This window comes from Bradyrhizobium genosp. SA-4 str. CB756 (assembly GCF_000473125.1).
Taxonomy (GTDB): domain Bacteria; phylum Pseudomonadota; class Alphaproteobacteria; order Rhizobiales; family Xanthobacteraceae; genus Bradyrhizobium; species Bradyrhizobium arachidis.
The window spans coordinates 6653447-6679918 of sequence record NZ_KI421499.1 but is presented as its reverse complement, the minus strand read 5'-3'; the positions used below and the strand labels follow the sequence as shown (position 1 = coordinate 6679918).

The window sequence follows — 26472 nt, the reverse complement described above, 5'->3', positions numbered from 1 at the left end:
AGCCCGCTCCCGCATGTGGTCGCTCGATTTCCTGATGTCCGAATCGAAAAGTGCTGCGCCGCCCGATTCGAGTATGCGCCATTGTCACGGAGCTGCAATGGCTGGCGTGAAGGAATTCGCAGTTGTTGCACGCACGTCACTCGGAAAGCAGCAACGTGCGGGTCAGATCAGCCGATCGGACGATGCGTTCGCCTCGTCCGCATCATCAGCGCCGAGCGCGGCAGCGTGTTCCTCGACCGCGCTGATGCCCTTTGGTGTGAGCTCGAACAGATCTCCGTCCTTCATCACATAGCCGTCGGCGATCAGCTCGCCGATCTTGCCGTGTCGGTCGTCGGCGAAGGCAACGGATTGGCTGATGTCCCTGAGGATCGAGAGCTGTTCGTCGCGCAGCATGTCTGACATCTCCGATCTCGGCAGGGACTCGATCCTCACATGCCGTGGCTCTGGAAGACCTTGCTGCAGGCGCGCGACAGCTTGGCGCGGTTGGCTTGCAGGCAGCTCTGCACCGCACCGTCATTGCCAAGCTCCTTGCGGCAGAGCCGCGATGCGTCCCGCGAGCAGGCGTTCTGCTCCTGCGGCGTGCCCATGTGGCCTTGCGCAAGAGCGGGGGATAGGCCGCTCATGGCGACCAGCGTGATCGTCGCCAGGACAAGTTTGCGGGACATCGGCGGCTCCAATCCGGCAGGAATGTTTCAGGTCCTGTCTGAACTCGGCGCCTTGCCACTTGTTCCCCTCGAGACAGCGCCCGCGGCCGCTGTTCAAGGTTCCCGCAGCGCTGCTATAACGGGGCGAAGTAACGAGGGTGTTCGATGAAACGCTATCTGGTGTTTGCGCTGGTCGGTCCTTTCGTCGGCGGGTTCCTGCTGCTGCTGACCACCACCTACCAGTCCGGCTATTGGGCCCAGACCAACCTCGGCGAGGTCGGCAAGCTGTTCGCGGTGTTCTTCAAGTCCCTGCAATACAGCTATCTGTTCGGCTTCCTGCCCTCGCTGATGATCGGCGCGGTCGACGACATCCTGCTCCATGTCAGGCGGATCGGCCCGGTCGTGCGCATGCTGCTGGTCGGACTGTTCGCCTTCCTCCTGGCTTCCCTGACCTACAGCTCGCGCGGGCCGGACTCCGGCGCGGTTCAGTTCATCCTGTACGGCCTGGTCGGGTTCGTGCCGGCCGTGATTTCATCCTGGCTCGTGCATAGATATGTCGAGGAGCCGCGACCGGCGGCGGCCCCGACCTGAGCGCGCGACGTTCGGGCGCAGCAGCAACCTCCGCTGCGCCGGTGCGTTCTCAGAAGGCCATGACCATGTCCGACGACGACATCCTTGCTCCGCGCAAATCCCGTTCGGGAGAGCGCTCGCGTTTTTCGGACCGCGAGGCGCGCGGGCCGATCATCGACCAGGAGGGGCATGAGATCCGCCCTGAGACGCTGGACCAGGGCTTTCGCGAGTTTCGCTTCGAGTTCGGCAAGGATAATCCGTTCGGCAATCTCACCCGCGAGCAGCGCATCGCGCGGCTCGAGGCGATCGCCAAGCTGCTCGACGTCGCCTTCATCCTGCCCGGCACCAATATCCGCTATGGCATCGACGGGCTGATCGGGCTGATCCCCGTCGTTGGCGACATCATCACCACCGCGATCTCGCTGTGGCTGGTGCGCGAGGCGCGCGCCTTGGGCGCGCCCTGGTACATCACGGCGCGCATGCTCGGCAATGTCGCGGTCGACGGCGTGGTCGGCATGGTGCCGTTCGCCGGCGATGCCTTCGACGTCATGTTCCGCGCCAACATGCGCAACGTGCGCCTGCTCCGCCGCTGGCTCGACAAGCAGCCGCGGATGTGAGGTCCCCAAAAACGCAAAAAGCGCGATGGCCCTTCGGCAATCGCGCTTGCTGCGCACATCGGAGGCTTGCGAAGAAACTTACGCCGCGTCGGCGTCGGTCTCGGCGGCCGGGGCCGGCTTGGGACGGCGGGGCAGCGGGAAGGCTTCGCTCTCATAGAGCGAGCGGATGCCGTTCTGGTCGAAGCGCGCTTCCTCGACCTGGAGATAGGCGCCGTTCAGCGAATCCGTCGGCAACTGCTCCATCGCGAACTGCACGGCTTCGGCCGCGGTGCCGAACCGGCGATAGGTGAAGCCCGCGCGCTTCTTCTTGCGGATTGCGGCGGGGAACAGTTCGGCGGAAGTATTGAAGTTGAACGGACGCAGTGGACGCATGGTCAAAGACCTCGTGAGCTTCTCTGGGGCTTTAAGCGCGTGGGGTTTGGGAGGGCAGGGGCCGCAATCGAGCGGGCCCGCCGCACATGTCATTTTCGCCCACTAATATAGGCCGATTTGACAGAATTGCGACCCCTGCGATGGGAGATGATGAATCCACGCATGGCAGCCCCGCAGGGACGATAAGATAAGTAATTTCAATTACTTATATGGTTTACAGTTTGCCAAGAAGCAGCAGCACCAGCAACACCACCAGCACGACGCCGCCGATCCCCATACCGGAATGGCCCATGCCGTAGCCGTAGCCGCCGATCCGGCCGGACCAGCCGCCCAAGAGATAGATGATCACCAGGATGATCAGGATGGTCCCAAGCGTCATGGCATCCTCCCTGGCGGCCGGCGGACTGTGCGCATCGGCCGCACCGCCAGGAGAGAAAAGCATAAAGGTGCCATCGGGTTCCACTGGGGAACCCGATGGCACGCAATATTATTTCGGCTCGAGCTTCAGCGCCGCCGAATTGATGCAGTAGCGCAGGCCGTTCGGCCCGGGACCGTCAGGGAAGACGTGGCCGAGATGGCCGCTGCACTTGGAGCACAGGACCTCGGTGCGGATCATGCCGTGGCTCATGTCCCGCTCCTCGTCGATATGGCTCTCGACGGCGGGCTGGGTGAAGCTCGGCCAGCCGCAGCCGGAATCGAACTTGGCGTCGGATTCGAACAGCACATTGCCGCAGCCGGCGCAGACATAGGTGCCGGCGCGCGGGTCGTGCTCATACTCGCCCGTGAAGGGACGCTCGGTCGCCTTCTCGCGCAGCACCGCGTATTGCATCGGCGTCAGCTCGCGCCGCCACTGCTCCTCGCTCTTGATGACCTTGTCGTCGGTGGTTTTCGCTTTGGTGTCGGGCATGGGTCTCCCGTTTCTCTTGCGATCTTTCGATCAGTTGGTCGCCTTGCTGGCACTGACCAGCGTCGGCTTCTCGATGTAGTTATCCGCGAACAGCTTTTTCAGGTTCTCGACCTTGGGAAGGTCGTTGTAGGCGATGTAGGGCTGGTTCGGGTGCAGCGTCAGATAGTCCTGGTGATAGGCCTCGGCCGGGTAGAACGCCTCCAGCGCGCCGACCTTGGTCACGATCGGCCTCTTGAACACCTTGGCGCTGTCGAGCTGCGCGATATAGGCCTCCGCCACCTTCTTCTGCTCATCGGAGGTGGTGAAGATCGCCGAGCGATATTGCGTGCCGGTGTCGGGGCCCTGGCGATTGAGCTGGGTCGGATCGTGCACCACCGAGAAGTAGATCTGGAGGATCTTGCCGTAGGAGATCTTCTTCGGGTCGTACTTGATCTCGACCGACTCGGCGTGGCCGGTCCGGCCGCCCGAGACGGTCTGGTAGTCGGCGGTCGCCTTGGTGCCGCCGGCATAGCCGGAGACCGCGTTGACGACGCCCGCTGTGTGCTGGAAGACGCCCTGCACGCCCCAGAAGCAGCCGCCGGCAACCACGGCGGTCTGGATGCCGGTTGCGGGCGCCGCGTCCATGGCGGGAGCGGGGATCACGACCGCGTCCTCGGCGGCCCGTGACGGCAAGGCGAAGGCCAGCGTCGCGGCGGCGGTGGCGGCGAGCAGGGACAAAAGGACAGGTCGGCGCATGGCGGATCCTCTTTCGGAAGGGCTGGCAGTCTAGGGCGCTTGGGCTCGGGCGAACAGTCCGCCCGGCCGCGTTTTCGCGTCATCCGAGATACGGGCAGAGCCGGCGATTGTTACGCCGCCAGGCACACGAGGCTGTGAAGACCGCCGCGTGAGACGGCTGGCTTGGCGAGCTATGGAACTTCGGGTTAGAGCATGATCCGGAAAAGTGTGAGGCGGTTTTCCGCAAAGATCATGCGCAAACAATAGATGAACCCGCGCGATCGACGATCGACTTAGAAAAGTGGTGGCTGGAGCTGACCTGACAACATGCTGCGCGTCGTTTCCCTGACCCTCGTCGTCCTCATCGCGGGGGCCGCGATCGCCGCGGCCGAGCCGCAAGCCGGCGACGATCTCGCCATTTGCCGCGACCGCCAGGGCGAGGCCCAGGCCCGTGCGACAGCCTGCGACAATCTGCTCAATGCCGACCGTGTCACCGGCAAGGACAAGGCCATCGCGCTCTCGGTGCGCGGCAACACGCTGCTCAACAAGCGCGACTACGTCCACGCGATCGAAACCCTGTCCATGGCCATCGACCTCGATCCGGACTACGTCATCGCTCTCAACCTCCGCGGCCTCGCCTATGAGCGCAAGGGCCAGGATGATCTCGCGATGGCCGACTACAACCTCGCGCTCCAGAAGCGGCCGACCTACGGCGTGCCTTACAACAATCGCGGCGTCATCCAGTTGCGCCGGGGCGCGCTGCAAAGCGCGCTCGACGATTTCAACCTGTCGATCAAGTACACGCCGAAATTCCTGCTCGGCTGGACCAACCGGGCCCGCGTGCGCACCTTGATGAAGGATTACAACGGCGCGATCGCCGATTTCGCGGAGGCCGAGAAGATCGATCCAGCCGCGCCGCAGATCGCCAGCAACCGCTGCATCACCTACGGCCTGATGGGCAAGTACGACCAGGCCTTTGCCGATTGCAGCGGTCTGATCGAGCGGCAGCCGAAAAACGTCTACGCGATCAACAATCGCGCCGATGTCAGCATGATGAAAGGCGATCTCGATGCCGCGCTGAAGGACTACAACACGGCGATCCAGATCAATCCGAACAATGTCCGCGCCCATGCCGGCCGCGGCCAGATCTACGAGCGCAGGAAGGATCTCGCCCAGGCCCGCGCCGACTATCGCTCGGCGGCCTATTCGCTGACGAATTTCGACGAGATCGACGTTGCGCGCGCCCGCGCCATTGCGCGGGAGCGGCTTGCCGCGCTGACGCCGCAGGCGCCGGCCGCCGCGGGCAGCCGCCGTGTCGCGCTCGTGATCGGCAACGGCGCCTACAAGAACGTCCACGCCTTGCCCAATCCGCCGCGCGACTCCAAGCTGATCGCGAACGCGCTGCGCGATGTCGGCTTCCAGAGCGTGATCTCCGTCAGCGATCTCACCCGCGACAAGTTCTTCGAGGCGTTGCAGACGTTCGCAGCCGAAGCGGAGAAGGCCGACTGGGCCGTGGTCTATTACGCCGGCCACGGTTTCGAGATCGGTGGGGTGAACTACCTCGTTCCGGTCGACGCCAAGCTCGCCGCCGACCGAGACGCCGAGACCCAGGCGGTCGCGCTGGAGCAGGTCATCGCAGCAGTGGGCGCGGCACGTAAAGTGCGTCTCGTCATGCTGGATGCCTGCCGCGACAATCCGTTCGAGCCGACCATGCAGCGCACGCTGTCGCTGAAGCTGGTCGACAAGGGTTTTTCCAACATCGAGCCCGGCGCCGGCTTCATGGTGGTCTACGCCGCCAAGCACGGCGAGACCGCGATGGACGGCGACGGCGGCGCCGACAGCCCCTTCGCCATCGCGCTCGCCCGCGAGATCAAGGAGCCGAAGGTCGAGATCCGAAAGCTGTTCGACATCATCCGCGACGACGTCTGGGCCGCCACCAAGCACGAGCAGCAGCCGTTCACCTACGGCTCCCCGCCGGGCCGGGAAGATTTTTATTTCGTGGCGGGGAAGTGAGGACGGAGTGCGGGACGCGATGGCGGAGCCTCAATCTCCGCTGTCGTCCCCGCGAAGGCGGGGACCCATAACCCCAGGGAGGAGTCGTGGTGCGAGGCGCCCACTCCGAGTCTTCGCAAAACTTCTTCTTGTGGGTATGGGTCCCGGATCGGCGCTACGCTTGTCCGGGACGACAGCGGAGGTTGAGGCGACGGTGCCGTAGGGTGGGCAAAGCGAAGCGTGCCCACGCGTCTTATTGCTTATGGAGAGAGATCGTGGGCTCGGCGCTTTGCGCCTTTGCCCACCCTACGGCAGCGGAGTTCTAAACGACGATACTCAACCGCTTCGCCGCGCGCGTAATCCCCGTGTACAGCCACCTCGCGCGGCTGTCCTGAAACGCAAAACTCTCGTCGAACAGCACGACGTCGTCCCATTGCGAGCCCTGCGACTTGTGCACCGTCAGCACATAGCCGTAGTCGAACTCGTCGTAGGGCTTGCGCTGCTCCCAGGCGATCTGCTCGACGCCGCCCTCGAAGCAGTCGGCGCGCACCGAGACCTTCGTCACCTTGTGGCCGAAATCCTCGTCGGGCGACAGCCGCATCGAGAGGATGCGCGATTTCGAGCGCGAAGTGTTGCGCGACTTCACGCGCCAGAGGCCGCCGTTGAACAGGCCCTTCTTGCGGTTGTTGCGCAGGCACACCAGCTTGTCGCCGGCGACCGGAAAGACGTCCTCGATGTTCTGGCGCTGGCGCACCCGCATGTTGTAGGCGCGCCTCGTGTTGTTGCGGCCGACCAGCACCTGGTCGGCGCCCATGACGCGATCGGGGTCGAGTTCTTTCCGCGACACCACCTCGCTCTCGCCGTAACGGCCGATGTCGAGCTCGCGGCCCTCGCGCACGTCCATCGACATCCGCACGATCGGATCGTCCTGGGCCTGGCGGTGCACTTCGGTCAGCATCGCGTCCGGCTCGGAATTGGTGAAGAAGCCGCCGCCCTGGATCGGCGGCAGCTGCGCCGGATCGCCCAGCACCAGAAGCGGGCAGTCGAACGACATCAGGTCGCGGCCTAGTTCGGCGTCGACCATCGAGCATTCGTCGATCACGATCAGCTTGGCCTTTGAGGCCGGCGCGTCGTCCCACAATTCGAAGCTCGGCTGCTCCTCGCCGGATTCGCGGGCGCGGTAGATCAGCGAGTGGATGGTGGAGGCCTCGTCGCAGCCCTTGTTGCGCATGACGAGGGCCGCCTTGCCGGTGAAGGCGGCGAACTTCACCTCGCCGTCGACGCCTTCGGCGATGTGGCGCGCCAGAGTGGTCTTGCCGGTACCGGCAAAGCCGAACAGGCGGAACACCGGCGGCGTGTCGCCCCGGCCGGGTTTGGCCTTGAGCCAGTCGCCGACGGCCTTGAGGGCGGCATCCTGATGCGGGGTGAAAGTGGCCATATCTGTCTTGAGGAGGGGCGAAACGAGGCGATTCGCCGTCCGTCAAAACTAACCATTCGCCCCGCCCATTCAAGCGCGGGGAGACGCATCTTTGGGCCCTTTTCCGCGGCCATCCTGCGAGACGCCCGCCTTTGGCGGGCTCCCTCAGGATGAGGGCGGAGTACGCGGCGGCAATTTCAACGGGCACCGATGCCGATTAGCCTCGCGCAGCGGTCGTCTCGAAGGACGAGGCGCTTGCACGGGCCCCGCCAAGAGCAGCAGCGCTACTGCCAGCCGGGAACGCCGCGCATGTCGGGCAGGTGGTGGGCGATGCCCTTGTGGCAGTCGATGCAGGTCTTCTCGCCGGTGAACAGGAAGCGCTGGTGCGCCACCGACGCCCGCGGCGACTGCTTGGTGATGTCCATGGAATCGGCGCTGTGGCAGTTGCGGCACTCCAGGGAATCATTCGCCTTGAAGCGCGCCCATTCATGCGCGGCGAGCTCGAGCCGGTGATCCAGGAATTTTTCGCGCGTGTTGATCGTGCCGAAGATCTTGCCCCAGACCTCCTTGGAGGCCTGCATCTTGCGCGCGATCTTGTCGGTCCAGTTGTGCGGCACGTGGCAGTCCGGGCAGGTCGCGCGCACGCCGGAGCGGTTGGTGAAGTGGATGGTCGACTTCAGCTCGGCGTAGACGTTGTCCTTCATCTCGTGGCAGCCGGTGCAGAACTTTTCGGTGTTGGTCAGCTCCAGCGCGGTGTTGAAGCCGCCCCAGAAGATCACGCCGGCTATGAAGCCGGCGAGCACCAGAGTGCCCAATGCGAACACCGTGCTCGGCCGTGTCAGCACGCCCCAAAGCTCGAGCGCGAAGTCCCAGCTTCGCGCTAGAAAGCCGCGCTTGGCCTTCTGCTCCAGCTTTTCATTGGGCCCGTCGGCGGTCGTCGTCATCGCCGGCCACCCGGGCTTGCGCGCGACAGCAGCGTGTCGATGTCGGTGAAGTCATTGCTGACAGGCGGCATCGCGGTGTTCTGCGGCACGTGGCATTCCGTGCAGAAGAAGCGGCGCGGCGAGATCGAGGCCAGGAACTGGCCGTCGCGGTCCATGAAATGCGTGATCGAGACCATCGGCGCCTGCGATTCCGCCGTGCGCGCCCGCGCATGGCAGGACAGGCATTTGTTGCCGTTGAGGTCGATCTGGTAGCCGTCGATATTGTGCGGGATGACCGGCGGCTGCTCCGGATAGTTGCGCGACTCCCGCTCGGAGGTGTTGCGGTTCGGCAGCATCGGCGGCGCCGGGCCTTCGTCATTGAGCGGGGTCGGGCCGCGCAGGCCCGACGTCACCGTCTGCGCGGTCAGCGAGCTCGCGCCGGCCGCGATCGCGACCGCGAGCAGCGCTATGCCTAATCGTTTCATCATGACTGGGTCACCCGCTCGATGCGCACGGCGCATTTCTTGAAGTCGGTCTGCAGCGAGATCGGATCGGTGGCGTCCAGCGTCACCTTGTTGATCAGCTTGGACTCGTCGAACCACGGCACGAACACGAGACCCTTCGGCGGCCGGTCGCGGCCGCGCGTCTCGACGCGGGCGCGGATGAAGCCGCGGCGCGACACGACCTTCACCTCGTCGCCCCGGCGCACCTTCATGTCCTGCGCATCATCAGGGTGCATGAAGCAGACGGCTTCGGGGAACGCCTTGTAGAGCTCGGGCACGCGGCGCGTCATGGTGCCGGAATGCCAGTGCTCCAGCACGCGGCCGGTCGAGAGCCAGTACGGGTACTCCTGGTCAGGCGATTCCGCGGCCGGCTCGAACGGCAGCGCGAAGATGCGCGCCTTGCCGTCCGGATAGCCGTAGAACTGCACGTCGGTGCCCTGCTTGACGTAGGGGTCGCTGCCCTCGCGGAAGCGCCACCGCGTTTCCTGTCCGTTGACGACGGGCCAGCGCAGGCCGCGCTCCTTGTGATAGCTCTCGAACGGCGCGAGGTCGTGGCCGTGGCCGCGGCCGAACGAGGCGTACTCTTCAAAAAGCCCCTTCTGCACGTAGAAGCCGAACGCCTTGGATTCCTCGTTGGCGTAGCCTTCCTCGATCTCCGAGGTCGGAAACTTGTCGACCTGGCCGTTTTTGTAGAGCACGTCGAACAGTGTCTTGCCGCGCACCTCGGGCTTCTTGGCGATCAGCTCCTCCGGCCACACCTCCTCGATCTTGAAGCGTTTCGAGAACTCCATGAGCTGCCAGAGGTCGGACTTGGCTTCGCCCGGCGCATTGACGAGCTGGTGCCAGAACTGCGTGCGGCGCTCGGCGTTGCCATAGGCGCCTTCCTTCTCCACCCACATCGCGGTCGGCAGGATCAGGTCGGCGGCGAGCGCCGTCACGGTCGGATAGGCATCGGAGACCACGATGAAATTGTCGGGGTTGCGGAAGCCCGGATAGGTCTCCTCGTTGACGTTGGGGCCGGCTTGCAGATTGTTGTTGACCTGCACCCAATAGGCGTTGATCAGGCCGTCCTTCAGCATCCGGCTTTGCAGCACGGCATGCGCGCCGTTCTTGTCGGGAATGGTGCCTTCGGGCAGCTGCCAGATGTGCTCCGTCTTGTCGCGATGCTCCTTGTTGGTCACGACCATGTCGGCGGGCAGCCGGTGCGAGAACGTGCCGACCTCGCGCGCGGTGCCGCAGGCCGAGGGCTGGCCGGTCAGCGAGAACGGGCTGTTGCCGGGCGAGGAGATCTTTCCGGTCAGAAGATGGATGTTGTAGACGAGGTTGTTGCACCAGACGCCGCGGGTGTGCTGGTTGAAACCCATGGTCCAGAACGAGACCACTTTTGTCTTGGGATCGGCGTAGAGTTCGGCAAGCGCCTCAAGGCGATTGAGCGGCACGCCGGACATCTTTGCCGCCTTCTCCAGCGTGTAGTCCGACACGAACTTGGCGAACTCGTCGTAGCTCATCTCGGTGGAGTCATTGGCCTTCGCCGCGCCCGTCGCCTTCTTCTGCAGCGGATGCTCGGGCCGCAGGCCATAACCGATGTCGGTCTGTCCGCGCCGGAAGATGGTATGGGCGTTGACGAAGTCCTTGTTGACGCGGCCGGTCGTGATGATGTGGTTGGCGATGGCGTTGAGGATGTAGAGATCGGTCTGCGGCACGAACACCATGCCGATGTCGGCGAGATCGAACGAGCGGTGCTCGAAGGTGGAGAGCACGGCGACGCGGACATGCGGCGCGGAGAGCCGGCGGTCGGCGAGGCGCGTCCACAGGATGGGATGCATCTCCGCCATGTTGGAGCCCCACAGCACGAAGGCGTCGGTGGCCTCGATGTCGTCGTAGCAGCCGGCCGGCTCGTCGATGCCGAAGGTGCGCATCATGCCGGTCACGGCCGAGGCCATGCAGTGCCGCGCATTAGGATCGATGTTGTTGGTGCGGAAGCCGGCCTTGAACAGCTTCGAGGCCGCATAGCCCTCCCAGATCGTCCACTGGCCGGAGCCGAACATGGCGACGCCGTTCGGCCCGCGCTTCTTGATCGCCTCCTTCCACTTCGCCTCCATGATGTCGAAGGCTTCGGTCCAGGTGACGGGCGTGAAGTCGCCGTTCTTGTCGTATTTGCCACCCGTCTTGCGCAGCATCGGCTGCGTCAGGCGGTCGTGGCCGTACATGATCTTGGAGAGGAAGTAGCCCTTGACGCAGTTGAGGCCGCGATTGACCTCGGCCTTGATGTCGCCATGGGTGGCGACGACGCGATTGTCCTTGGTCGCGACCATCACGGAGCAGCCGGTGCCGCAGAAGCGGCAGGCGGCCTTGTCCCATTTCAATTCGCTGTTGTCGCGCTCGGTGACGAGATTGGCGGCAAGCGCAGGTGCCGGCATGCCGGCAGCGGCGGCCGCGATCGCGGCGGCTTCCAGCTTGAGCATCTGGCGGCGGTCGAGCTTCGGCGATGTCATGATGGCTCTCCGGCCCTTAAGTCGTTTCGATGGCGTGGAAGACGAGCGCCGCGGAATAGACGTGGCGCAGCGACTGGATGGTGTTGAGCAGGGTGCCGAGACTGCCGGCATCCGGCGCCTCGGTCACGACGACGAGTTTTCCGCGCGGGTCTCGTCCGTGAATTTCGCAGCCGGGAAGCGCAGCGATCTCGGCTTCCAACTCGGAAAGACGCTCGGGGCGCGCCTGCACGACGATGCTGGCGATCTCGCAGCCGGGCGGGGAGATAACGCGCTCGGCGCTGAGCACCCGGCCGGTGATCAGTGCGCGGCGGTTGAGTGTGGTTTGGGCCATGATGCCTGTCTTTCGCTTGTCGGGATCAATGCGGGGAGGGCGGCGGGCCGGGAGGACCGGCGAACATCTGGTAGATCCAGACGCCGAGGCCGTAGGAGCCGACCGTTCCGACCGCGAGGACGGGCATCACGACCGCGGTCAGGAACAGGAAGGCGAAAATCTCCATGCGCTTACGGCGCACGCACGAGGTCGTGTCGTCAGGGGCCGACATATTCGGTCTCTCTGAAATGGTATCGAGAATCGGGACGGCATCCGGGCCGTTGCCTTGCTGCATTTTAGATGCAGCAGGGCCGCTAACGCGTTGATCTGGATCAAGCTGTCGGGTTCGACGCACCGTGCAGGCCCGCGCCAGGACCGGCCCTGAGCATGATGCGCAGGCGAAGGATCGATCTCCCGCGCGGCGGAATTGCTGCTCCGTAGACAGCGCCGCCTCGCCCACTAAGATGAGCGCAACAAGAACAACCGGGCAAGAGAACTGGGAGAGGCGTCATGAAATTCGGCATCTTCTACGAGCTGCAGCTGCCGAGGCCCTGGGTCGCCGGGGACGAGCTCGCCCTCTACCAGAATGCCCTCTCGCAGATGGAACTCGCCGACAAGCTCGGCTACGACCATGCCTGGGTCGTCGAGCATCACTTCCTGGAAGAATACTCGCACTCGCCGTCGCCGGAATCCTTCCTTGCGGCCGCAAGCCAGCGCACCAGGAACATCCGTCTCGGCCACGGCATCCTCCAGCTCACGACCAATCATCCGGCGCGCGTCGCCGAGCGCGTTGCGGTGCTCGACCTGCTCTCCAACGGCCGCTGCGAATTCGGCATGGGCGAGAGCGCCTCCATCACCGAGCTGACGCCGTTCGGCCGCGACATGGAGACCAAGAAGGAGGTGTTCGAGGAGGCCGTCGCCGCGATCTTCCCGATGTTCAAGGACGCAGGGTCCGAGCACCACGGCAAATATTTCGACATCCCCTTGCGCAACGTCGTGCCCAAGCCCGTGCAGAAGCCGCATCCGCCGCTCTGGATGGCCTGCTCGCAACTGCCGACCATCGAGCGCGCCGGCCGTCACGGCTTTGGCGCGCTCGGCTTCCAGTTCGTCAGCGCCGATGCCGCGCATGCCTGGGTGCATGCCTACTACAACGCCATGACCAAGCGGCTGCACAAGCTTGCCGACTACGAGATCAATCCGAACATGGCGCTGGTGTCGTTCTTCATGTGCGCGAAGACGGACGAGGAGGCGCGCGCCCGCGCCGACGGCGCCACCTTCTTCCAGTTTGCGCTGCGCTTCTACGGCGCCTCGCAGAACCGTCAGCGGCCTGCGCCCTACACCGTCAACATGTGGGACGAGTACAACAAGTGGAAGCGCGACAACCCTGAAGCGCAGGAGGCGGCGCTGCGCGGCGGTCTGATCGGCTCGCCCGAGACGATCCGAAAGAAGCTGAAGCGCTTCCAGACCTCGCATATCGATCAGGTGATTCTGCTGAATCAAGCGGGCAAGAACAGCCACGAGCACATCTGCGAATCGCTCGAGCTGTTCGGCCGCGAGGTGATGCCGGAATTCCAGAACGATCCGGCGCAGGCCGCGTGGAAGCAGGGCGTGATGAGCGGCGAGATCAAGCTCGAAGAGATCGACACAGAGGCTTTCACGGATCGCTACGGCAAGCTCGCGATCAATGTCGCACCAGCCAAGGCGGCGGCGGAGTAGGCCGTTCGTCAGGTCATGTTGCTGACGCATTCTCTGTCTTAACCGGCGACAACGTAAAACACTGCGTGGGAACCACTTTGGTTCGCACGACGGTTCCATAGCCAAGGGGTTGGCACGAGTCCGTAAAAGTCCGGTGCAAGCTTGATGAACGCGTTCGCGTTCGCTTGCGCTGTTTGCGGTGTCGGGAACCGGCGATCTAAAAAATCACAGGAGTTATGATGTCGTTCCGCTCGAGCGCCGCAGTTTGCGGCGCCCTGGTTGCGCTTGCCGTTTCTGTTACCGTTGCTCGGGGTGAAACGCGTGGGGTTCCTTCAAGCACCGTCGTTGATGCCGCGTCCGGAAATGCAGTCGTCGGCGCTGCATCCATGTACAATCCATTCAAGCCCGGCAAGGAGGAGGGCGGGCCGAGCACAGCTTCCGGCGAGCGCTATAATCCGTCGGAGTGGACGGCGGCCATCAAGACGAGCTTGCGCAGGAAATTTGGTGGGGTCCTGTTTGGTGAGAGGCCGAAATATGCCCTCGTCGAGGCCGTCGGCAAGAAGGTCATCGTCAAGATCAATGATGTGGGACCACTCAGGCCCGGCCGCATCATCGACTTCAACGAGCGCACGATGCGGCACTTCGATCCAAGCCTCGAGCGCGGAGTGATCCAGGACGTCAAGGTCAGCCCGCTTTCAGGGGACGATTGGACACCGGGGCCAGTGGGCTGAACGTCTCATGCGATAAGCGCAAACAACAAGCCAAAGCGCGATGACGAGTTATCATGACCTCATCGCGCTTTAGCTCCTGCCGTACTGGTCCTGATCGTAGGACTGCAGGATGCGGACGAAATCAGCCATGCTGGATCGATCTCGGTTTTCGGCGATTGCCGCAACCTCGGTATTGGACGTGGACTGGCTTCCTTGCCAGAACCGCATCAGGAGATCGGTGATGTTTTTCATGGCGTACTCTCTGCGGCCAAGCGTGGCAGTAGACACCAATTGAGCGGCAACGCGCCGCTAAAGCGTGATCCGGAAAAGTGCGAAGCGGTTTCCCGGATAGATCGTGCGTAAAATCTAAAGGTCGAGAAAAGCCGGCGGGCGTTACGCCGCCGACCTTGCCCCGCAACTGCCGGCTCGCAAGACCGGTTCCGTTGCTTTGCACTCTCGATTGATTGGTAGCATCGGGCACTCGGATGGCGCCATTGCGCACGGGTATGAAGGGGGCATACTTAGGTTGGCTTTGACTAGTGAATCGGAATCGGTCGACCCCGCCGCTGCCTACGCCGGCCTCGCCGACTTCCGGTAAAATTCTCTTGCTGCTATCCTCCGGCAAAAGGCGTCTGACGGAGGAAACGATGCGGTCCTATGGGGCGGGCTCAGGCTTGGCGGCGGCTGACGTCACGTCCGCAGTGCTCGCCATCGGCCACCCCGACTTCCCAAAGGTCCTGATCGACACGCTGCGCCGGCAGGCCGGGGTTGGTCATTGCATGGTGTTCGCGCTGAGCCGCGCCGGCGCGGCGAGCTGTTTGCTCGATGCCGGCAACATCCCGACCGGCGCCGATCTCGGCGCGGCCTATGCCGGGCAATTCCACGAATCCGATCCCAATCGCGATGCGCTGTTCGAGGGCGAGGGCGGTGCGCCGATCATGCTGCCCTTGTTCGCGCCGCGCATGTACAGTGCGCGCTATCGAAAAATCTTCTTCAACGATTCCGACATCGTCGATAAATGCGCCACCGCGATCTGGACCGGCGACACCTGCTTCTATGTCAATTTCTACCGCATCACGTCTCAGGGGCGCTTCGGCGATGCCGAGCGTGCGCGGCTGCAAACGATCGCGCCGGCAATCGGCGCCAGCGTCGCACGTCATTTCCAGCAGATGGCCACTGCGACGCCAGACCAGAACCTCGCCGCACTGTTCGCAACGCGCGCGCCGCTCTCCGCGCTGACGCCGCGCGAGCAGGAGGTGTGCCGCCGCATCCTGCTCGGCTTCAGCTCCGAGGCGATCTCGCAGGCCCTCGGCATCAGCCTGCATTCGACCCTGACCTACCGCAAGCGCGCCTATGAGCGGCTCGGCATCTCCTCGCAGAACGAGTTGTTTGCGATCGTGCTGGGTCTGCTGGCGGGTCCGCGCGGCCTGAACTGAGGGAGATTCCAACTCAGCGACATCTGCTCTCGAGGGCAAAGCGGACATGCAGTCTGCCGCCAGGATCATCGCTTTTGAGCCGGAGCGACGTTTGCGCACTGAGCCCGAGCCTCGAAATTGCATGAAATGTGATGGACGTCACAGATTGGCTGCTTGCCTTTCGGCAGGCTGTGCATAGGCTGCGCACATATTGTCGGGGACTGTAATGGGCGCTTTTCGTTGGTTTTCTTTGTTTGTTTCGATTTGGCTGATGTGCGGCTCAGCATATGCGGAGCGCCGCGTCGCGCTAGTGATGGGCAACTCGGCCTATAAGAGCGTACCCAAGCTCTCCAACCCCGCGAACGATGCCGCCTTGGTCGGGGGCATGTTCAAGAAGGCCGGGTTCGACTGGATCGACATCAGGACCGATCTGAATGCTTCCGAGATGCGCAAGGCACTGCGCGACTTCGGCGGACGCGCGCGAGATGCTGAGGTTGCCGTCATCTACTATGCCGGTCACGGCATCGAGCTTGATGGCACCAACTACCTGATACCGACCGATGCGGCTCTTGAAACCGACAGCGACGTTCTCGATGAGACCGTGGGACTTGACCGTGCGCTGTTCGCCGTTGAGCCTGCCAAGCAGCTTCGGCTCATCATCCTTGATGCTTGCCGCGATAACCCCTTCGCCAAGACCATGAAGCGAACGGTTGCTGCCCGTGCCATCGGACGCGGCCTTGCCAAGGTCGAGCCAACCAGCCCGAACACCATGATAGCTTTCGCAGCGAAGGCCGGGTCCACGGCTTCCGACGGCGACTCAAGGAACAGCCCCTTCGCCGCAGCGCTGGTCGAGCGGCTGCCGACGCCCGGGCTCGATCTGCGGAAGGCGTTCGGCTTCGTCCGAGACGATGTTTTGAAGAACACCAGCTACAAGCAGGAGCCGTATGTCTACGGTTCGCTTGGCGGCGATGATGTGGCGCTCGTTGCTGCGAAGCCGATTTCCGGTGGGCCTCAGGCCAGCCCGGATGACGCGATACGCCGGAACTATGAGCTTGCCCTGCAACTCGGCACCCGTGATGGCTGGAACGTCTTCCTCGCCCAATACCCGGATGGCTTCTATGCCGGGCTTGCCAAGGGGCAACTCAACAAGATTGCAGCGGAGGAAGCTCGCGCACTGGCGGTCGAGAAGGCTCGGCAGGCCGAAGACGAAAAGGCACGCCTGGCCGCCGACCGCGCGAAGAAGACCGAACAGGACAAGGCCGCGGCCACGGCCAAGGCTGCCGAGGATGCACGGGTCGCCGCCGAGAAGGCCAAGCAAGTCGAGGAGGCAAAAGCCGCCGCAGCCGAGCAACGGCGTAAGGAGATTGAGGCCGCTGTTGCGAAGGCTCTGGCCGACAAGCAGGCAGCAGAGAAGAAAAGCGGCTCCGAAGCTGACCAGAAGGTTGCGGCCCTCCCATCGCCCGCACCTTCGGCTGAACCGGTGCAGTCGCCGCGAGAGCTCGCCAAGTCCGTCCAGTCCGAACTTCGCCGCGTCGGCTGTCTTGCCAATCTGGAGAATGGCGAGTGGAGCGCCAAGTCACAACGCTCCCTGGCACTGTTCAACAAGTACGCCGGAACGAAGCTTGATACGACGCTCGCAAGCGCCGATGCGCTGGACGCGATCAAGGCCCGGTCAAGCCGCGTCTGTCCGCTGGTGTGCGATCATGGTTTCAGGGCAGATGGAGATGCCTGCGTCAAGATCGCATGCCGCGCTGGCTATCGCGTCAACGACGACAACGAATGCGAGAAGGTCCAAGACAAGAAGCCGGTCGCCACGCGCGAAGATGCGACGAAGCGGGATGCGGAGCGTAGGAAAATCGAGGCTACACCGGCGAAGCCGCAGACGAGCGGACAGATCGTTTGCAATAGCGCCGGTTGCCGACCAGTATCCAAAGGTTGCCGATTGGAGTTTCGCAGGGGCGGCGGGAGTGCCAACACGCACACTGGCGAAAGTGTTGAAGTCTGTAACTAAGCCCATCCCCTCCATTCTGGTTCGGATCGCCGGCTCCAGCAATTTCTTGGGGTCGAGACAGGCGGGCAACGCCCCGTGCTTCGGAACTTTGCCGATGCCTCGTCGTTCCCGGTGAGCGGGCACGAACGTAGGCGGAATCTATGAAATGGATGTTGGTGGTTCTGGTAGGCGGGGTCTCGCCCGTCAACACCGATCTGGTGTTCGATAAGTTCAGCGACTGTCTCGCCGCCGAGGAGCAGATGCGGCAGCACTATGCCGATGCGTTCGATGCGTGGGACCGCATGGCTGCGGCTAGGATCGACCGGCGCAGGGACTACAAGAAGGCCCGCGATGTTGAGGCCAAGCGGCTGCTGAGCAATGTGGGGACATGTGTCCCGCATGGTGGCGGCGATCCGCAGACGGTCACCACTCCGCAGCAGCAACCTCCTGCTCCATCTTCGCAGCAGCCTGCTACGCCATCCCCGTCGCAGCCGGCGCCGCGAACTTAGCGGCGTTGATGCCCTGACACCTCAGACCGGCGCTTCAAGCGCGCCTATGAGCGGCTCGGCATCTCCTCGCCGAACGAATTGTTTGCGATCGTGCTGGGTCCGCTCGCGAGGCCGTGCAGCCTGAACTAACGCGAACTCCAAGTCCGCGATATCGGCTTCCGAGCGCAAAGCGTACAGGTAGTCTGCGGCCAGGATCGTCGCTTCTTGCCCAATGCGGACATTCGCTAGCAGGATCTCGCGCGCGCGCCGATCAGGGGCACGTGGCTCGGCCGGGATCCCTGTCGGCGTAACGAACCCCACGCGGCGAATCGCCGAAGCGAGCTCGGAACAGGCGATTGAAATGCGAAACATCCGAGAAGCCGACCTCCAGCGCGATATCGGAAATTAGCTGCGCGCCGGCGCGGGCCTCGGTCAACAGTTTGAACGCAAGTTGGAGACGTAGCTCATTCACGTGCCCGGTGAACGACGATCCTGATAACGCCATCAGGCGCTGCAGATAGCGAGGTGAGATGCCTTGGCGATGAGCGACCTCCTCGACGCTAAGCCCAGGCTTCTGAAAATTTGCCGCGATGTAGTCGAGTACGGCGCCGTGGCGCGCGGCCACGACCGCACTCGCATCGCTCTCGCCCAAGGGAGCGCGCTCGCCGACCGCGAGCGCAACAAGATCACAGGTGTGAGCTACGACCGCATCACGCAGCTTGGGGGCGGCCAGAGCCCCCTCCTTAAATGCTGACTTCAGATAGGTCATGAGGAGGCGGAGGGCTTCATTCCGCTGAGGAATCGGCCGCATGGCGAGGCTCTCGATGTCTGTCACGCGCTGCGCAAGCGCCTCGCGGGGTACCGCCAGACCAAATAATATTCCGTCGATATAGGTGACGGTAGCGGGCTCCGAATGCAGAATCGAGATTGCGTCGCCGGCGCAAAGCTCGATGTCGCGGCCGCGCTGCGACAAACGACTTTTGCCGGGTAAGCTGACGATGAGGCCGATCGAGTCCTCGCCGTCAGTAACGCTTGCCCGCAAGCGCTTGAAGCGCATGGGAGAGCCTTTCAGTGCGAGCGTGCGTAGCCCCCGGAGCGCTTGCAATGTTGCGTCGGCTTGAAACGGAACGTCCGTTAGAGGTTCGATATCTACGTGAACTATTCCCCGCACAAACCTCTCGCGCCATAGTGGAAGTCGCATCCGCTCCGGATGCTCGCGCGTCGAGAATCGATGCGTTACGAAATTGGCTGCGTCCGTAGACATGGGGACCTCCAGCCTTGGTAAGCGACTGCGTCAAAATGCTGCGGCAGGCCAGCTGCCGGTATCCGTATTTTGCAATTCGCGCACCGACCGTCTCCTCAGGTACGCAGGATTCCAAGAAGCTACTTCGTTTGTCTGCTAGTCTCATTCACCTGTGATAGATGCTGATGTGAACTGGCTCACGTGGCGACCAGAAAATTGCAGCAATTTTTGATTGCAAATGCCGCGTGCAAATATCTCCTTTAAGAGGAGATGATTGTAATGGCTCTATTTCAAATTGCTGCCATCGGATCCGGTTTGAACATCCCTGGCAGTCTGGAAGACCAGATCCAACTTTATTGCGCTGCTCGCGACTGATCGGGCTCATTGGCCCGCGGGCAGAAGTTCTGCAGAACAACACTGTGCTCTGATCCGGTTTCCTATCGTGCCTTGATCGCCGCATCACCTTTAAGGTCGTCGGACACAGATTACTTCCCGGCACTATTCCTTTTTAGCTGCCGGATGAAATGGTCGAAATCTGTCACATGGGACGTCGACGTGGCGATCAGGAAGAGGTTCGATCATGTCCATCATACTCGACATGCTTTATCGCGAGTACTGCCGGGCCCGCCTCACCGAAATGCGAAGCCAACTTTTGATACGGGGCGTTGGCGATAAAGTCCTGGAAGCGCCTTGGGAGGACGATGATCCTCCCGACCCTGGCGCTCGAAGGAGTAGCTGGGCGACGAAGGAGCCCCCATCACCCATCGGATAGCTGGAGCGCGTTATCGACCCTATGAGGCGCGAGCGCGGGCCAACAGATGGACGATCGAACTCAAACCTCGACGCGATTGTTCGGCGAAACTCCGCCGGAGTTCAGAGCGGCCGGCCGCGATCTGCGTATCGATGTCTGTCGCGGGATCGCGTTATGGTGGATCTTTCTCGATCATGTTCCCAATAACATCGGGAGCTGGCTGACACCGCGCAACTACGGTTTCTGCGATGCCGCCGAGATCTTCATGTTCCTCTCGGGCGTGACCTGCGCGCTGGCCTACGGCAGGGCGCGTGAGCGCGAGGGCTGGAGCGGCATGATCGGCCGTTCGCTGCGCCGGGGATGGGACATCTACGCGGCGTTTCTGCTGCTTACACTCGCTTGCGCTATTCTGGTCTACCTTGCGGGCAGCGATGATCTCGCCGACGGGAGCAATACGCGAATTCTGCTCGAACGTCCGGGCGCGACGCTTGCGCACGCCGCAATCCTGCAATACCGGCCTGTCAACACCGACGTCCTGCCGGTTTTTGTGATTTTTCACGTGCTGTTCGCGCCGCTGCTGTGGCTGCTGCTGCGAGCGCCGAACGTCACGCTTGGGGTGTCCTTGTTGCTCTACGCGCTCGTGCACGTCTTTGGTTGGAGAGTTCCCGCCTGGCCCAGCGGCGTCTGGTTCTTCAATCCGCTGGCCTGGCAGTTTCTGATCGTGCTGGGCGCATGGTGCGTCATTGAGGGAGAGAAATTCCGGCCGTGGGTGATGTCGCGCTTGACGCTTGTTCTGGCCGTCCTCTATCTGGTTTTCGGCCTAGTCCTTGCGCAGAGTTGGAGCATCGCGCCGCTGGTCGCGCAAATTTTGAGGGACCTGCCATTTCCACTGGATAAATCGAATCTCAGTCCGATACGGCTGCTGCATTTTGTGGCTCTTGCAATTGTGGCGCTACGATTCATTCCGCGGAATTGGGACGCGCTATCGACGCCGGTGCTGAGCTGCGCGAAGTGCTGTGGCGAGAATTCGCTGCCGATCTATTGTCTCGGCGTCCTTCTGGCGCTCGCCAGCCAACTTACGCTGCTCGACCTCTCGGAGGGGCTTGCGATGCAGATCGTGGTGAGTGTTGCCGGAGTGCTGATGATGATCGGCGTCGCGCGGTTACTGAACGCGATCGGCATCCAGCGCGAGCGGATGTCAGCGGGGACGCAGTCGATCGGGAAAGTTCCGCCGGTTCGCTAAGCTGGTAGATTGCGGGTGGAGCACGGAGGGTAGGGCGGCAGAGGCGAGGCTTCGAGAAATAAGTCCTGTTGCAACCTGTCACCCACGCTGGTTTTCGCGATGAGAAACGCATCGTCCTCGTCGCGACATTTCCAGCGGTACGCCAAATGCCGAACATGAGTTCGCGTTAACCATAGCGAACGGCTCCCGTCTGAGCGACATCGCTTCGAAGTTTCTTAAATTTTGCTGGGTACCTCTCTTGGACAGAGTGACCTGGGGAAAGATATGGCTAAGCGCGCCAAACGTGGAAAGGCGGAGACGTTCGCACTCCCAATGGCCGCGAGAGTTGCTATTGGCGTCGTGGCCGTCGCCGCGTTGGGGTACGGTTTGCTGACTCGCCCGGCGAGCGAGCAACCGGCACGGAAGCCCTCCGCGCAGGAAGCCCGGGCGTCGTCAACGCCCGTTTACGTGGCAACTCCAGTTCGTGCATCAGCGGCAGTTCCGGCTCCAGCGCCAGCTCCGATTCCGGCCCCCGCCCCGGCGCCTCTGGTCGAGCCACCAAAAGCCGCCGACGGTCCCGGAGCATTGGTCCGGCAGGTCATTGATTACGCCAGCCACCAGGCACCGGGCACCGTGATCATCGATACCAAGAACACGTTCCTCTATTTCGTCCTGAACGACAGGCAGGCGCTGCGCTACGGCATCGGTGTTGGCCGCGAAGGTTTCACATGGTCCGGTGAGCAGACTGTGGCCCGCAAAGCTGAATGGCCGGATTGGCATCCGCCCACAGAGATGATCGGGCGTCAGCCTTATCTGCCGCGGTTCATGGCAGGCGGTCCCGGCAACCCGCTCGGCGCCCGTGCGATGTATCTGGGCGAGACCGAATATCGCATTCACGGCACCAACAATCCCGATACGATCGGGAAGCGGGTTTCGTCCGGCTGTATCCGGCTGACCAATGACGACGTCGTGGACCTCTATGAGCGGGTGAAAGTCGGAGCGAAGGTGATCGTGCTTCCGGCAACCGTAGCCCGCCGGCCTTCCCAGGGCGCGCCGACCGACGCCGCGTTCCGGTTGCCGGACCCGGCATCTCCATCGAAGCGGCCCCTGGCGGCCAACGCGCAGATGCTGTCATCCGGACCGAAGATCGCCGAGGCGCAGTAGTTCGGTCCTCCGTGCCTGCAACTGAGGACAAGCAAACATTCAAGCCACCGGCGGCAAGCTCCGGCGCTTGCTCGTATCCATCTGCGACGATCTTGTAGCTTTCAACCAAAGCGAGTAGCTTGGGGTTGGGTATAGGGAGCCGTCGTCATGAGGTTCTCGTCACGTGCATTTGTCCCCTCTTTTTGCGTTGCTTTGTTGATTTGTGGATCGGGCAGTCCGGCGCTGTCGCAAACTGCAGGGTCCCTTCCCAGCGTCACGGTCGACGCCCCAACCGTCAGCCTGGCTCTGAAGTAGCAGAGCGTGTGCTGAACTGACGATGGCCGGCAGGGCTGGCGGCTTCAGTCGCATCATCTGTCTGTTCCTATCGCTAGGGACAGACGCCGGCGCGGTGGTGCGCTAGTCTCGCCTGGAGGAAACAAGAACCCAGGGGAGCCAGCCTTGAGCGCCGCGCATCGACATCGACCCGGCTGCGTTCTGGGCCGATCCTATCCGAAATGAGCGGTCCGGAAGCGCCGCAGACCGATTGTGCTCAACGTGGGTTTGGGGCGGCGATGAGGCGGCGCGAATTTATCTGGATGCTGGGAGGCTTGTGCACGTCATGTGCAGTCAGGGCGCATGCCGAATCGAGAGTCTACAGGGTCGCACTGCTAACGCTTGAACCGGACGCGGATGGCTCTCAACTCCTTGGACCATTGCACAAGTTGGGTTATCTCGAAGGCCGCAACCTCTTCTTCCAACACCGGTCCGCCGAGGGGGACCCCGGGCGACTCGCCGCACTGGCCAACGAACTTGTGCAATTGAAACCGCATGTGCTGGTGGCGGGTTGGGGAACGCTGGCGCCCAAAGCGCTCAAAGCAGCGACTGAGACTATTCCCATTGTGTTTTCGACCGTCGGCGATCCAATCGGGGCTGGCCTGGTGCAATCCCTGTCGCGACCAGGAGGGAATGCAACAGGCCTTAGCGGTCAATCCACCGACTTGAAAGGCAAGCAGCTTCAGTTGTTGCTGGCGTGCATTCCGGGGCAGCGCGTTGTCGGCGTGCTCCTGAACCCAGACACGCCATACAGTGCTCTGGCTCTAAGACAGTTGAAGGCGGCAGCTGATATGGAAAGCATAAGGCTCGAACCCCTGGAGATACGAAACGCGGCGGAGTTGACCGAATCCAGGATGGACGCGCTTGTCGCATCCGGTGCGACAAGTGTCATTGTTATCGAGGACCCGGTCACCGTCACCCTTCGGGAGACGGTCATCGATCAGGCAAACAGACGGCGACTTCCCACAATGACCGGCTTTGTCGAGTATGCTCGCTCAGGTGGCCTGCTGACATATGGCCCTGTACTGAAGGACGCGTACCAACGCGCCGCGGAATATGTCGACAAGATTCTCAAAGGTGCCAGTCCTGGCGATCTGCCGGTCCAGCAGCCGACTCAATTTCAGTTCGTGATCAACCTCAAGACCGCAAGGGCGCTAGGCGTGGCGATACCACCCTCATTGCTCGCCCTTGCCGACGAGGCTATCGAGTGAAGCGACGACTTCCGCCGTCACCTTGCGGCAATCGCAACGAGCTGGCTCGCCACTCTGCTCCAAATCCTTGATCTTCTGGAATTTCAGGATGTGGCCGCGCAGGCGGCCTTGCGGGAGCTTCATTCGAAATCGCGCATGGTGATCACGCGTTCTCACGTGTGCGTCATGGTTCTTCGAAACTCTTTCCCTTCAGGTTTCCACACCTCAATTTGCGGGATTATTGGCTGCTATCTCCAACAGGGCTTTCGCTGCGATGAGGGAACTCGGAAAGTTACGCTGGGCGCAGAAGGATGGCCGTCCCCCGCAACTGCTTCACGCTGAAAGACCTGCCGGCGAGAGCGGCGTCCGCGCATTTCGCGTGCGATTCGACGGGGGAGCCTATTTCCGCGCGACTGCGCTCCAGCATCTGATCTACTTCCAGATGTCGCCGTCGTCGCTGCGGATTGAATGCCGTATGGCCGGGCTGCACGCGAAGCAGGAAGCAGCCGCCGGCGCGCTCGCGATCGGTCCCGCAGGTATTGATTGTGAGGCTGAAAGCAACCAATCGGCGGACGTGCTGCTCATCGCGGTGGAGCCACGCCGGCTAGCGCTCGCGTCGGCAGAAGATCACGTCCCTAATGCAGAATTGTGCGAGCGCGTCTCTGGATACGATGAATCCCTTCTCCGGGCGGCGCGGCAGCTGGAATCAGAAGTTGCGGGTGGTTATCCGCGCGGCCCCTTGTTCTGGAGTGAGGTTGCGAGCCGTCTCATCGGCCGCCTTCTGGTTGGCCATACGTCAAATCCACCCGCTTCATCCCGCGGCAGGCTGGGCCGATACGCGCTGGAGCGGATCAGGGATTACGTGTTTGCCCACATCGCAGAGCCGATCCAGGTGGCCGAGCTTGCCGCACTGATTGGCCGCAGTGAGTTCCATTTCTCGCGTGTGTTCGCCCGCTCCGTCGGCATGACGCCGTATCGCTATGTGGTCCATCTTCGCCTTCACGCGGCGGTCCAGCACATCCGGGACGGGCGCATGGGACTGGCTGAAATTGCGGCAGAGACCGGGTTTGCAGATCAAAGCCATTTGTCGCGATGGGTCCGCCGTGTACACGGCGTCGCGCCCTCGGAGCTCGCCTGATTGCTCTCGCAAAAGAGCAGGAATCTTCACGAACGTCTGTCCGCTTCTCCGTAAACCGGTCGTCAGTCGCGCCAAATGTTCCGCTCGCGCGAAATCAACGGAGAGCAAGACCATGTCGGATTCCATCGAAAGCGCGTTCCTGGGCCTGAGTGGTAAAATCGCCGGGCGCGTCTCGTTGCCTGGAAGCGAACGCTATGTCGCCGCAACCGGTCTCTGGGCAAAGCAAACCGACGTTTCGCCTCGGGCCGTCGTGCACTGCGAATCCGCTGCCGACGTGCAGGCCGCCATTCGTGCTGCGCGCGAGCACGGGCTGCCGCTTTCGGTTCGCGGTGGCGGCCACGACTGGGCGGGCCGAGCTCTCTGCAACGGTATCGTCATTGACTTGAGCAACATGCGACACGTGGTGCTCGGCTCCGACCATCGCTTCGTCACGATTGCCGGCGGCGCCCGCGTCGCCGACGTCACGGCGGTGACGGACCCAGCCGACCTTGCTGTCGTGGCGGGCTCCGTCTCCTGCGTCGGCATGGCCGGGCTCACGCTCGGCGGCGGCTACGGCCCCTTGATCGGACGTTTCGGGCTCGCGCTCGACAATATGCTCGCCGCACAGGTGGTGCTGGCGGACGGACGAATCGTGTCTGCGGATGACGACAACGATGCCGACCTGTTCTGGGCGCTGCGGGGCGGCGGCGGCAATTTCGGCGTGGTCACGCAGATGCGTCACCGCGTGCATGAGTTGCCGAACGTCCTTTCCGGTCTGCTGGTCTATCCCTTTGCCGAGGCGCGCGCCGTACTCGAAGGATGCGCTTCGTTGACGGCATCGGCACCGGATGAGTTGACGGTGCAGGCGGGGCTCGTCGCCGATCCCTCGGGCACGGTTGCGGTCATGTTGATTCCAGCCTGGAGCGGCCGACCGGAAGAAGGCGGGGCCAAGCTTGAACCCTTTCTCAAGCTAGGGACCTTGCTCGCCGGCCGGATCGAAAGAAAATCCTACGGCGCGCTGCTCGGCGTGTTCGATCCCTACCTCGTCGATGGATTGCGGGCTGTCATGGAGACGTGCTCGTTGCCCGTGTTCGACCGCAGATGCATCGACACGTTCGTCGATGCGATGGAAGCGGCGGTATCGCCGGGCTGCGCCATCTTCACCCACGAGTTCAGGGGCGCGGCATCCGGTGTCCCGGAGGCCGCGACGGCCTTCGGTCTCCGCCGTGATCATGTGCTGGTCGAGATGCTCGCGACCTTCCCCGACCGGGCCGACGCCGAGGACGAGCCACTGCATCGAGATTGGGCGCGCTCCACCCGCCAGGCCTTCGCGGCGGCGCTGCCTGGCGGATATCCAAACTTGCTCGGCCCCAACGATCCCGATCGCGCCCGGCATAGTTATGGCGGCAATGCGAAACGATTGATGGAAGTAAAGCGCCGCTACGATCCGGACAATGTTTTCTCGTCCGCCATTCCGTTGCCGCGTGCCCTGTAGCAAGCGGCAGACCGCACGGCGCGCGGATGAGGATTTTGGCCTTTAGGCGAACACTCGCTCATGTATCGTCGATGCCCGGTGTCGTGGGCATGCGGACTTCGTCATCGAACCGCGCGCGTGCTCGACCTTGGACGACGCGGCCAGAGACCGTCTGTCCCTATTGCTAGGGACAGACGCCGGCCCCGGATTTCGCTAGTCTCGCCTGGAGGAAGCGAG

General features: G+C 62.9%; 28 protein-coding genes. 13 read left to right on the top strand and 15 right to left on the bottom strand.

The features are described from left to right. Positions 1–162: 162 nt before the first annotated feature. Complete coding sequence (locus tag BRAGE_RS0132040) at positions 163–402, bottom strand: hypothetical protein (RefSeq protein WP_231164215.1); 240 nt, start codon at positions 400–402, stop codon at positions 163–165. Between the two features lie 26 nt (positions 403–428). Next, positions 429–665: a hypothetical protein gene (locus tag BRAGE_RS0132035; RefSeq protein WP_027560972.1), complete on the bottom strand. Its 237-nt coding sequence runs from the start codon at positions 663–665 to the stop codon at positions 429–431. Positions 666–809: 144 nt separating this feature from the next. On the opposite strand from BRAGE_RS0132035, the gene BRAGE_RS0132030 reads away from it, so the two are divergent. Further along, positions 810–1235 (top strand): DUF5413 family protein, encoded by a 426-nt coding sequence (locus BRAGE_RS0132030; protein WP_027560971.1) that lies wholly within the window; start codon positions 810–812, stop codon positions 1233–1235. A gap of 59 nt (positions 1236–1294) precedes the next feature. Then, positions 1295–1831, top strand: a complete 537-nt coding sequence (locus BRAGE_RS0132025) for a DUF4112 domain-containing protein (protein WP_027560970.1) — start codon at positions 1295–1297, stop codon at positions 1829–1831. Positions 1832–1909: 78 nt separating this feature from the next. On the opposite strand, the gene BRAGE_RS0132020 is transcribed toward BRAGE_RS0132025, so the two are convergent. From BRAGE_RS0132020 to msrA, 4 genes are all read right to left on the bottom strand, one after another. Next, positions 1910–2203 carry a hypothetical protein gene (locus BRAGE_RS0132020; protein ID WP_027560969.1) on the bottom strand — a complete coding sequence of 98 codons (294 nt, stop codon included), beginning with the start codon at positions 2201–2203 and terminating at the stop codon, positions 1910–1912. A 214-nt stretch (positions 2204–2417) separates the two neighbouring features. Next, the gene (locus tag BRAGE_RS50475; RefSeq protein WP_035731827.1) at positions 2418–2582 is read right to left on the bottom strand and encodes a DUF3309 family protein; all 165 of its coding nucleotides are present in this window, start codon (positions 2580–2582) and stop codon (positions 2418–2420) included. Positions 2583–2690: 108 nt separating this feature from the next. After that, positions 2691–3110, bottom strand: a complete 420-nt coding sequence (gene msrB, locus BRAGE_RS0132010; RefSeq protein ID WP_027560968.1) for a peptide-methionine (R)-S-oxide reductase MsrB — start codon at positions 3108–3110, stop codon at positions 2691–2693. Positions 3111–3140: 30 nt separating this feature from the next. Further along, on the bottom strand, positions 3141–3845 hold the full coding sequence (msrA, locus tag BRAGE_RS0132005; protein WP_027560967.1) for a peptide-methionine (S)-S-oxide reductase MsrA: 705 nt from the start codon (positions 3843–3845) through the stop codon (positions 3141–3143). 306 nt (positions 3846–4151) lie between these two features. Between msrA and BRAGE_RS0132000 the strand changes: the two genes are divergently transcribed. After that, positions 4152–5837 carry a caspase family protein gene (locus tag BRAGE_RS0132000; protein ID WP_027560966.1) on the top strand — a complete coding sequence of 562 codons (1686 nt, stop codon included), beginning with the start codon at positions 4152–4154 and terminating at the stop codon, positions 5835–5837. 301 nt (positions 5838–6138) lie between these two features. On the opposite strand, the gene BRAGE_RS0131995 is transcribed toward BRAGE_RS0132000, so the two are convergent. From BRAGE_RS0131995 to napE, 6 genes are all read right to left on the bottom strand, one after another. Further along, positions 6139–7254 (bottom strand): ATP-dependent DNA helicase, encoded by a 1116-nt coding sequence (locus BRAGE_RS0131995; protein ID WP_027560965.1) that lies wholly within the window; start codon positions 7252–7254, stop codon positions 6139–6141. A gap of 263 nt (positions 7255–7517) precedes the next feature. Next, positions 7518–8177: a NapC/NirT family cytochrome c gene (locus tag BRAGE_RS0131990; protein ID WP_027560964.1), complete on the bottom strand. Its 660-nt coding sequence runs from the start codon at positions 8175–8177 to the stop codon at positions 7518–7520. Beyond that, positions 8174–8644 carry a nitrate reductase cytochrome c-type subunit gene (locus tag BRAGE_RS0131985; protein WP_027560963.1) on the bottom strand — a complete coding sequence of 157 codons (471 nt, stop codon included), beginning with the start codon at positions 8642–8644 and terminating at the stop codon, positions 8174–8176. Before BRAGE_RS0131985 ends, BRAGE_RS0131990 begins: the two co-directional genes overlap by 4 nt. Continuing rightward, the gene (napA, locus tag BRAGE_RS0131980) at positions 8641–11154 is read right to left on the bottom strand and encodes a nitrate reductase catalytic subunit NapA (RefSeq protein WP_027560962.1); all 2514 of its coding nucleotides are present in this window, start codon (positions 11152–11154) and stop codon (positions 8641–8643) included. Before napA ends, BRAGE_RS0131985 begins: the two co-directional genes overlap by 4 nt. 16 nt (positions 11155–11170) lie before the next feature. Further along, positions 11171–11485, bottom strand: coding sequence for a chaperone NapD (locus tag BRAGE_RS0131975; protein WP_027560961.1), 315 nt, complete (start codon positions 11483–11485; stop codon positions 11171–11173). 25 nt (positions 11486–11510) lie between these two features. Further along, complete coding sequence (gene napE / locus BRAGE_RS0131970) at positions 11511–11696, bottom strand: periplasmic nitrate reductase, NapE protein (RefSeq protein ID WP_027560960.1); 186 nt, start codon at positions 11694–11696, stop codon at positions 11511–11513. A 278-nt stretch (positions 11697–11974) separates the two neighbouring features. On the opposite strand from napE, the gene BRAGE_RS0131965 reads away from it, so the two are divergent. Together BRAGE_RS0131965 and BRAGE_RS50470 are read left to right on the top strand one after the other, a co-directional pair. Beyond that, positions 11975–13180 carry an LLM class flavin-dependent oxidoreductase gene (locus BRAGE_RS0131965; RefSeq protein ID WP_027560959.1) on the top strand — a complete coding sequence of 402 codons (1206 nt, stop codon included), beginning with the start codon at positions 11975–11977 and terminating at the stop codon, positions 13178–13180. 215 nt (positions 13181–13395) lie between these two features. Beyond that, entirely contained in the window at positions 13396–13890 is a 495-nt protein-coding gene (locus tag BRAGE_RS50470; protein ID WP_027560958.1) for a septal ring lytic transglycosylase RlpA family protein, read from the top strand. Between the two features lie 69 nt (positions 13891–13959). On the opposite strand, the gene BRAGE_RS56145 is transcribed toward BRAGE_RS50470, so the two are convergent. After that, positions 13960–14121, bottom strand: a complete 162-nt coding sequence (locus tag BRAGE_RS56145; protein WP_167336536.1) for a hypothetical protein — start codon at positions 14119–14121, stop codon at positions 13960–13962. Positions 14122–14516: 395 nt separating this feature from the next. Here BRAGE_RS56145 and BRAGE_RS0131950 point away from each other — a divergent pair, with 395 nt between their 5' ends. From BRAGE_RS0131950 to BRAGE_RS0131940, 3 genes are all read left to right on the top strand, one after another. Then, a complete protein-coding gene (locus BRAGE_RS0131950; protein WP_027560957.1) occupies positions 14517–15305 on the top strand; it encodes a helix-turn-helix transcriptional regulator in 789 nt (262 codons plus the stop codon). A 205-nt stretch (positions 15306–15510) separates the two neighbouring features. Further along, positions 15511–17295, top strand: a complete 1785-nt coding sequence (locus BRAGE_RS0131945) for a caspase family protein (protein WP_027560956.1) — start codon at positions 15511–15513, stop codon at positions 17293–17295. 140 nt (positions 17296–17435) lie between these two features. Then, positions 17436–17783: a hypothetical protein gene (locus tag BRAGE_RS0131940; protein ID WP_027560955.1), complete on the top strand. Its 348-nt coding sequence runs from the start codon at positions 17436–17438 to the stop codon at positions 17781–17783. Positions 17784–18033: 250 nt separating this feature from the next. Here BRAGE_RS0131940 and BRAGE_RS0131930 read toward each other — a convergent pair whose 3' ends face one another. Beyond that, a complete protein-coding gene (locus BRAGE_RS0131930) occupies positions 18034–18963 on the bottom strand; it encodes a helix-turn-helix transcriptional regulator (protein WP_231164362.1) in 930 nt (309 codons plus the stop codon). A gap of 860 nt (positions 18964–19823) precedes the next feature. Here BRAGE_RS0131930 and BRAGE_RS0131925 point away from each other — a divergent pair. The 3 genes from BRAGE_RS0131925 (at position 19824) to BRAGE_RS0131915 (ending at position 23665) form a co-directional block, all read left to right on the top strand. After that, the gene (locus BRAGE_RS0131925; protein WP_027560952.1) at positions 19824–20999 is read left to right on the top strand and encodes an OpgC family protein; all 1176 of its coding nucleotides are present in this window, start codon (positions 19824–19826) and stop codon (positions 20997–20999) included. Positions 21000–21263: 264 nt separating this feature from the next. Then, entirely contained in the window at positions 21264–22142 is an 879-nt protein-coding gene (locus tag BRAGE_RS50460) for a L,D-transpeptidase (RefSeq protein WP_027560951.1), read from the top strand. Between the two features lie 701 nt (positions 22143–22843). Further along, the gene (locus BRAGE_RS0131915) at positions 22844–23665 is read left to right on the top strand and encodes an ABC transporter substrate-binding protein (RefSeq protein WP_159073938.1); all 822 of its coding nucleotides are present in this window, start codon (positions 22844–22846) and stop codon (positions 23663–23665) included. On the opposite strand, the gene BRAGE_RS55190 is transcribed toward BRAGE_RS0131915, so the two are convergent. Then, on the bottom strand, positions 23630–23788 hold the full coding sequence (locus BRAGE_RS55190; RefSeq protein ID WP_156950890.1) for a hypothetical protein: 159 nt from the start codon (positions 23786–23788) through the stop codon (positions 23630–23632). The genes BRAGE_RS0131915 and BRAGE_RS55190 overlap by 36 nt on opposite strands. 130 nt (positions 23789–23918) lie before the next feature. Between BRAGE_RS55190 and BRAGE_RS51925 the strand changes: the two genes are divergently transcribed. Continuing rightward, positions 23919–24782: a helix-turn-helix domain-containing protein gene (locus BRAGE_RS51925; RefSeq protein WP_027560949.1), complete on the top strand. Its 864-nt coding sequence runs from the start codon at positions 23919–23921 to the stop codon at positions 24780–24782. A 112-nt stretch (positions 24783–24894) separates the two neighbouring features. Next, positions 24895–26256 (top strand): FAD-binding oxidoreductase, encoded by a 1362-nt coding sequence (locus BRAGE_RS0131900; protein ID WP_027560948.1) that lies wholly within the window; start codon positions 24895–24897, stop codon positions 26254–26256. Positions 26257–26472 lie beyond the last annotated feature (216 nt).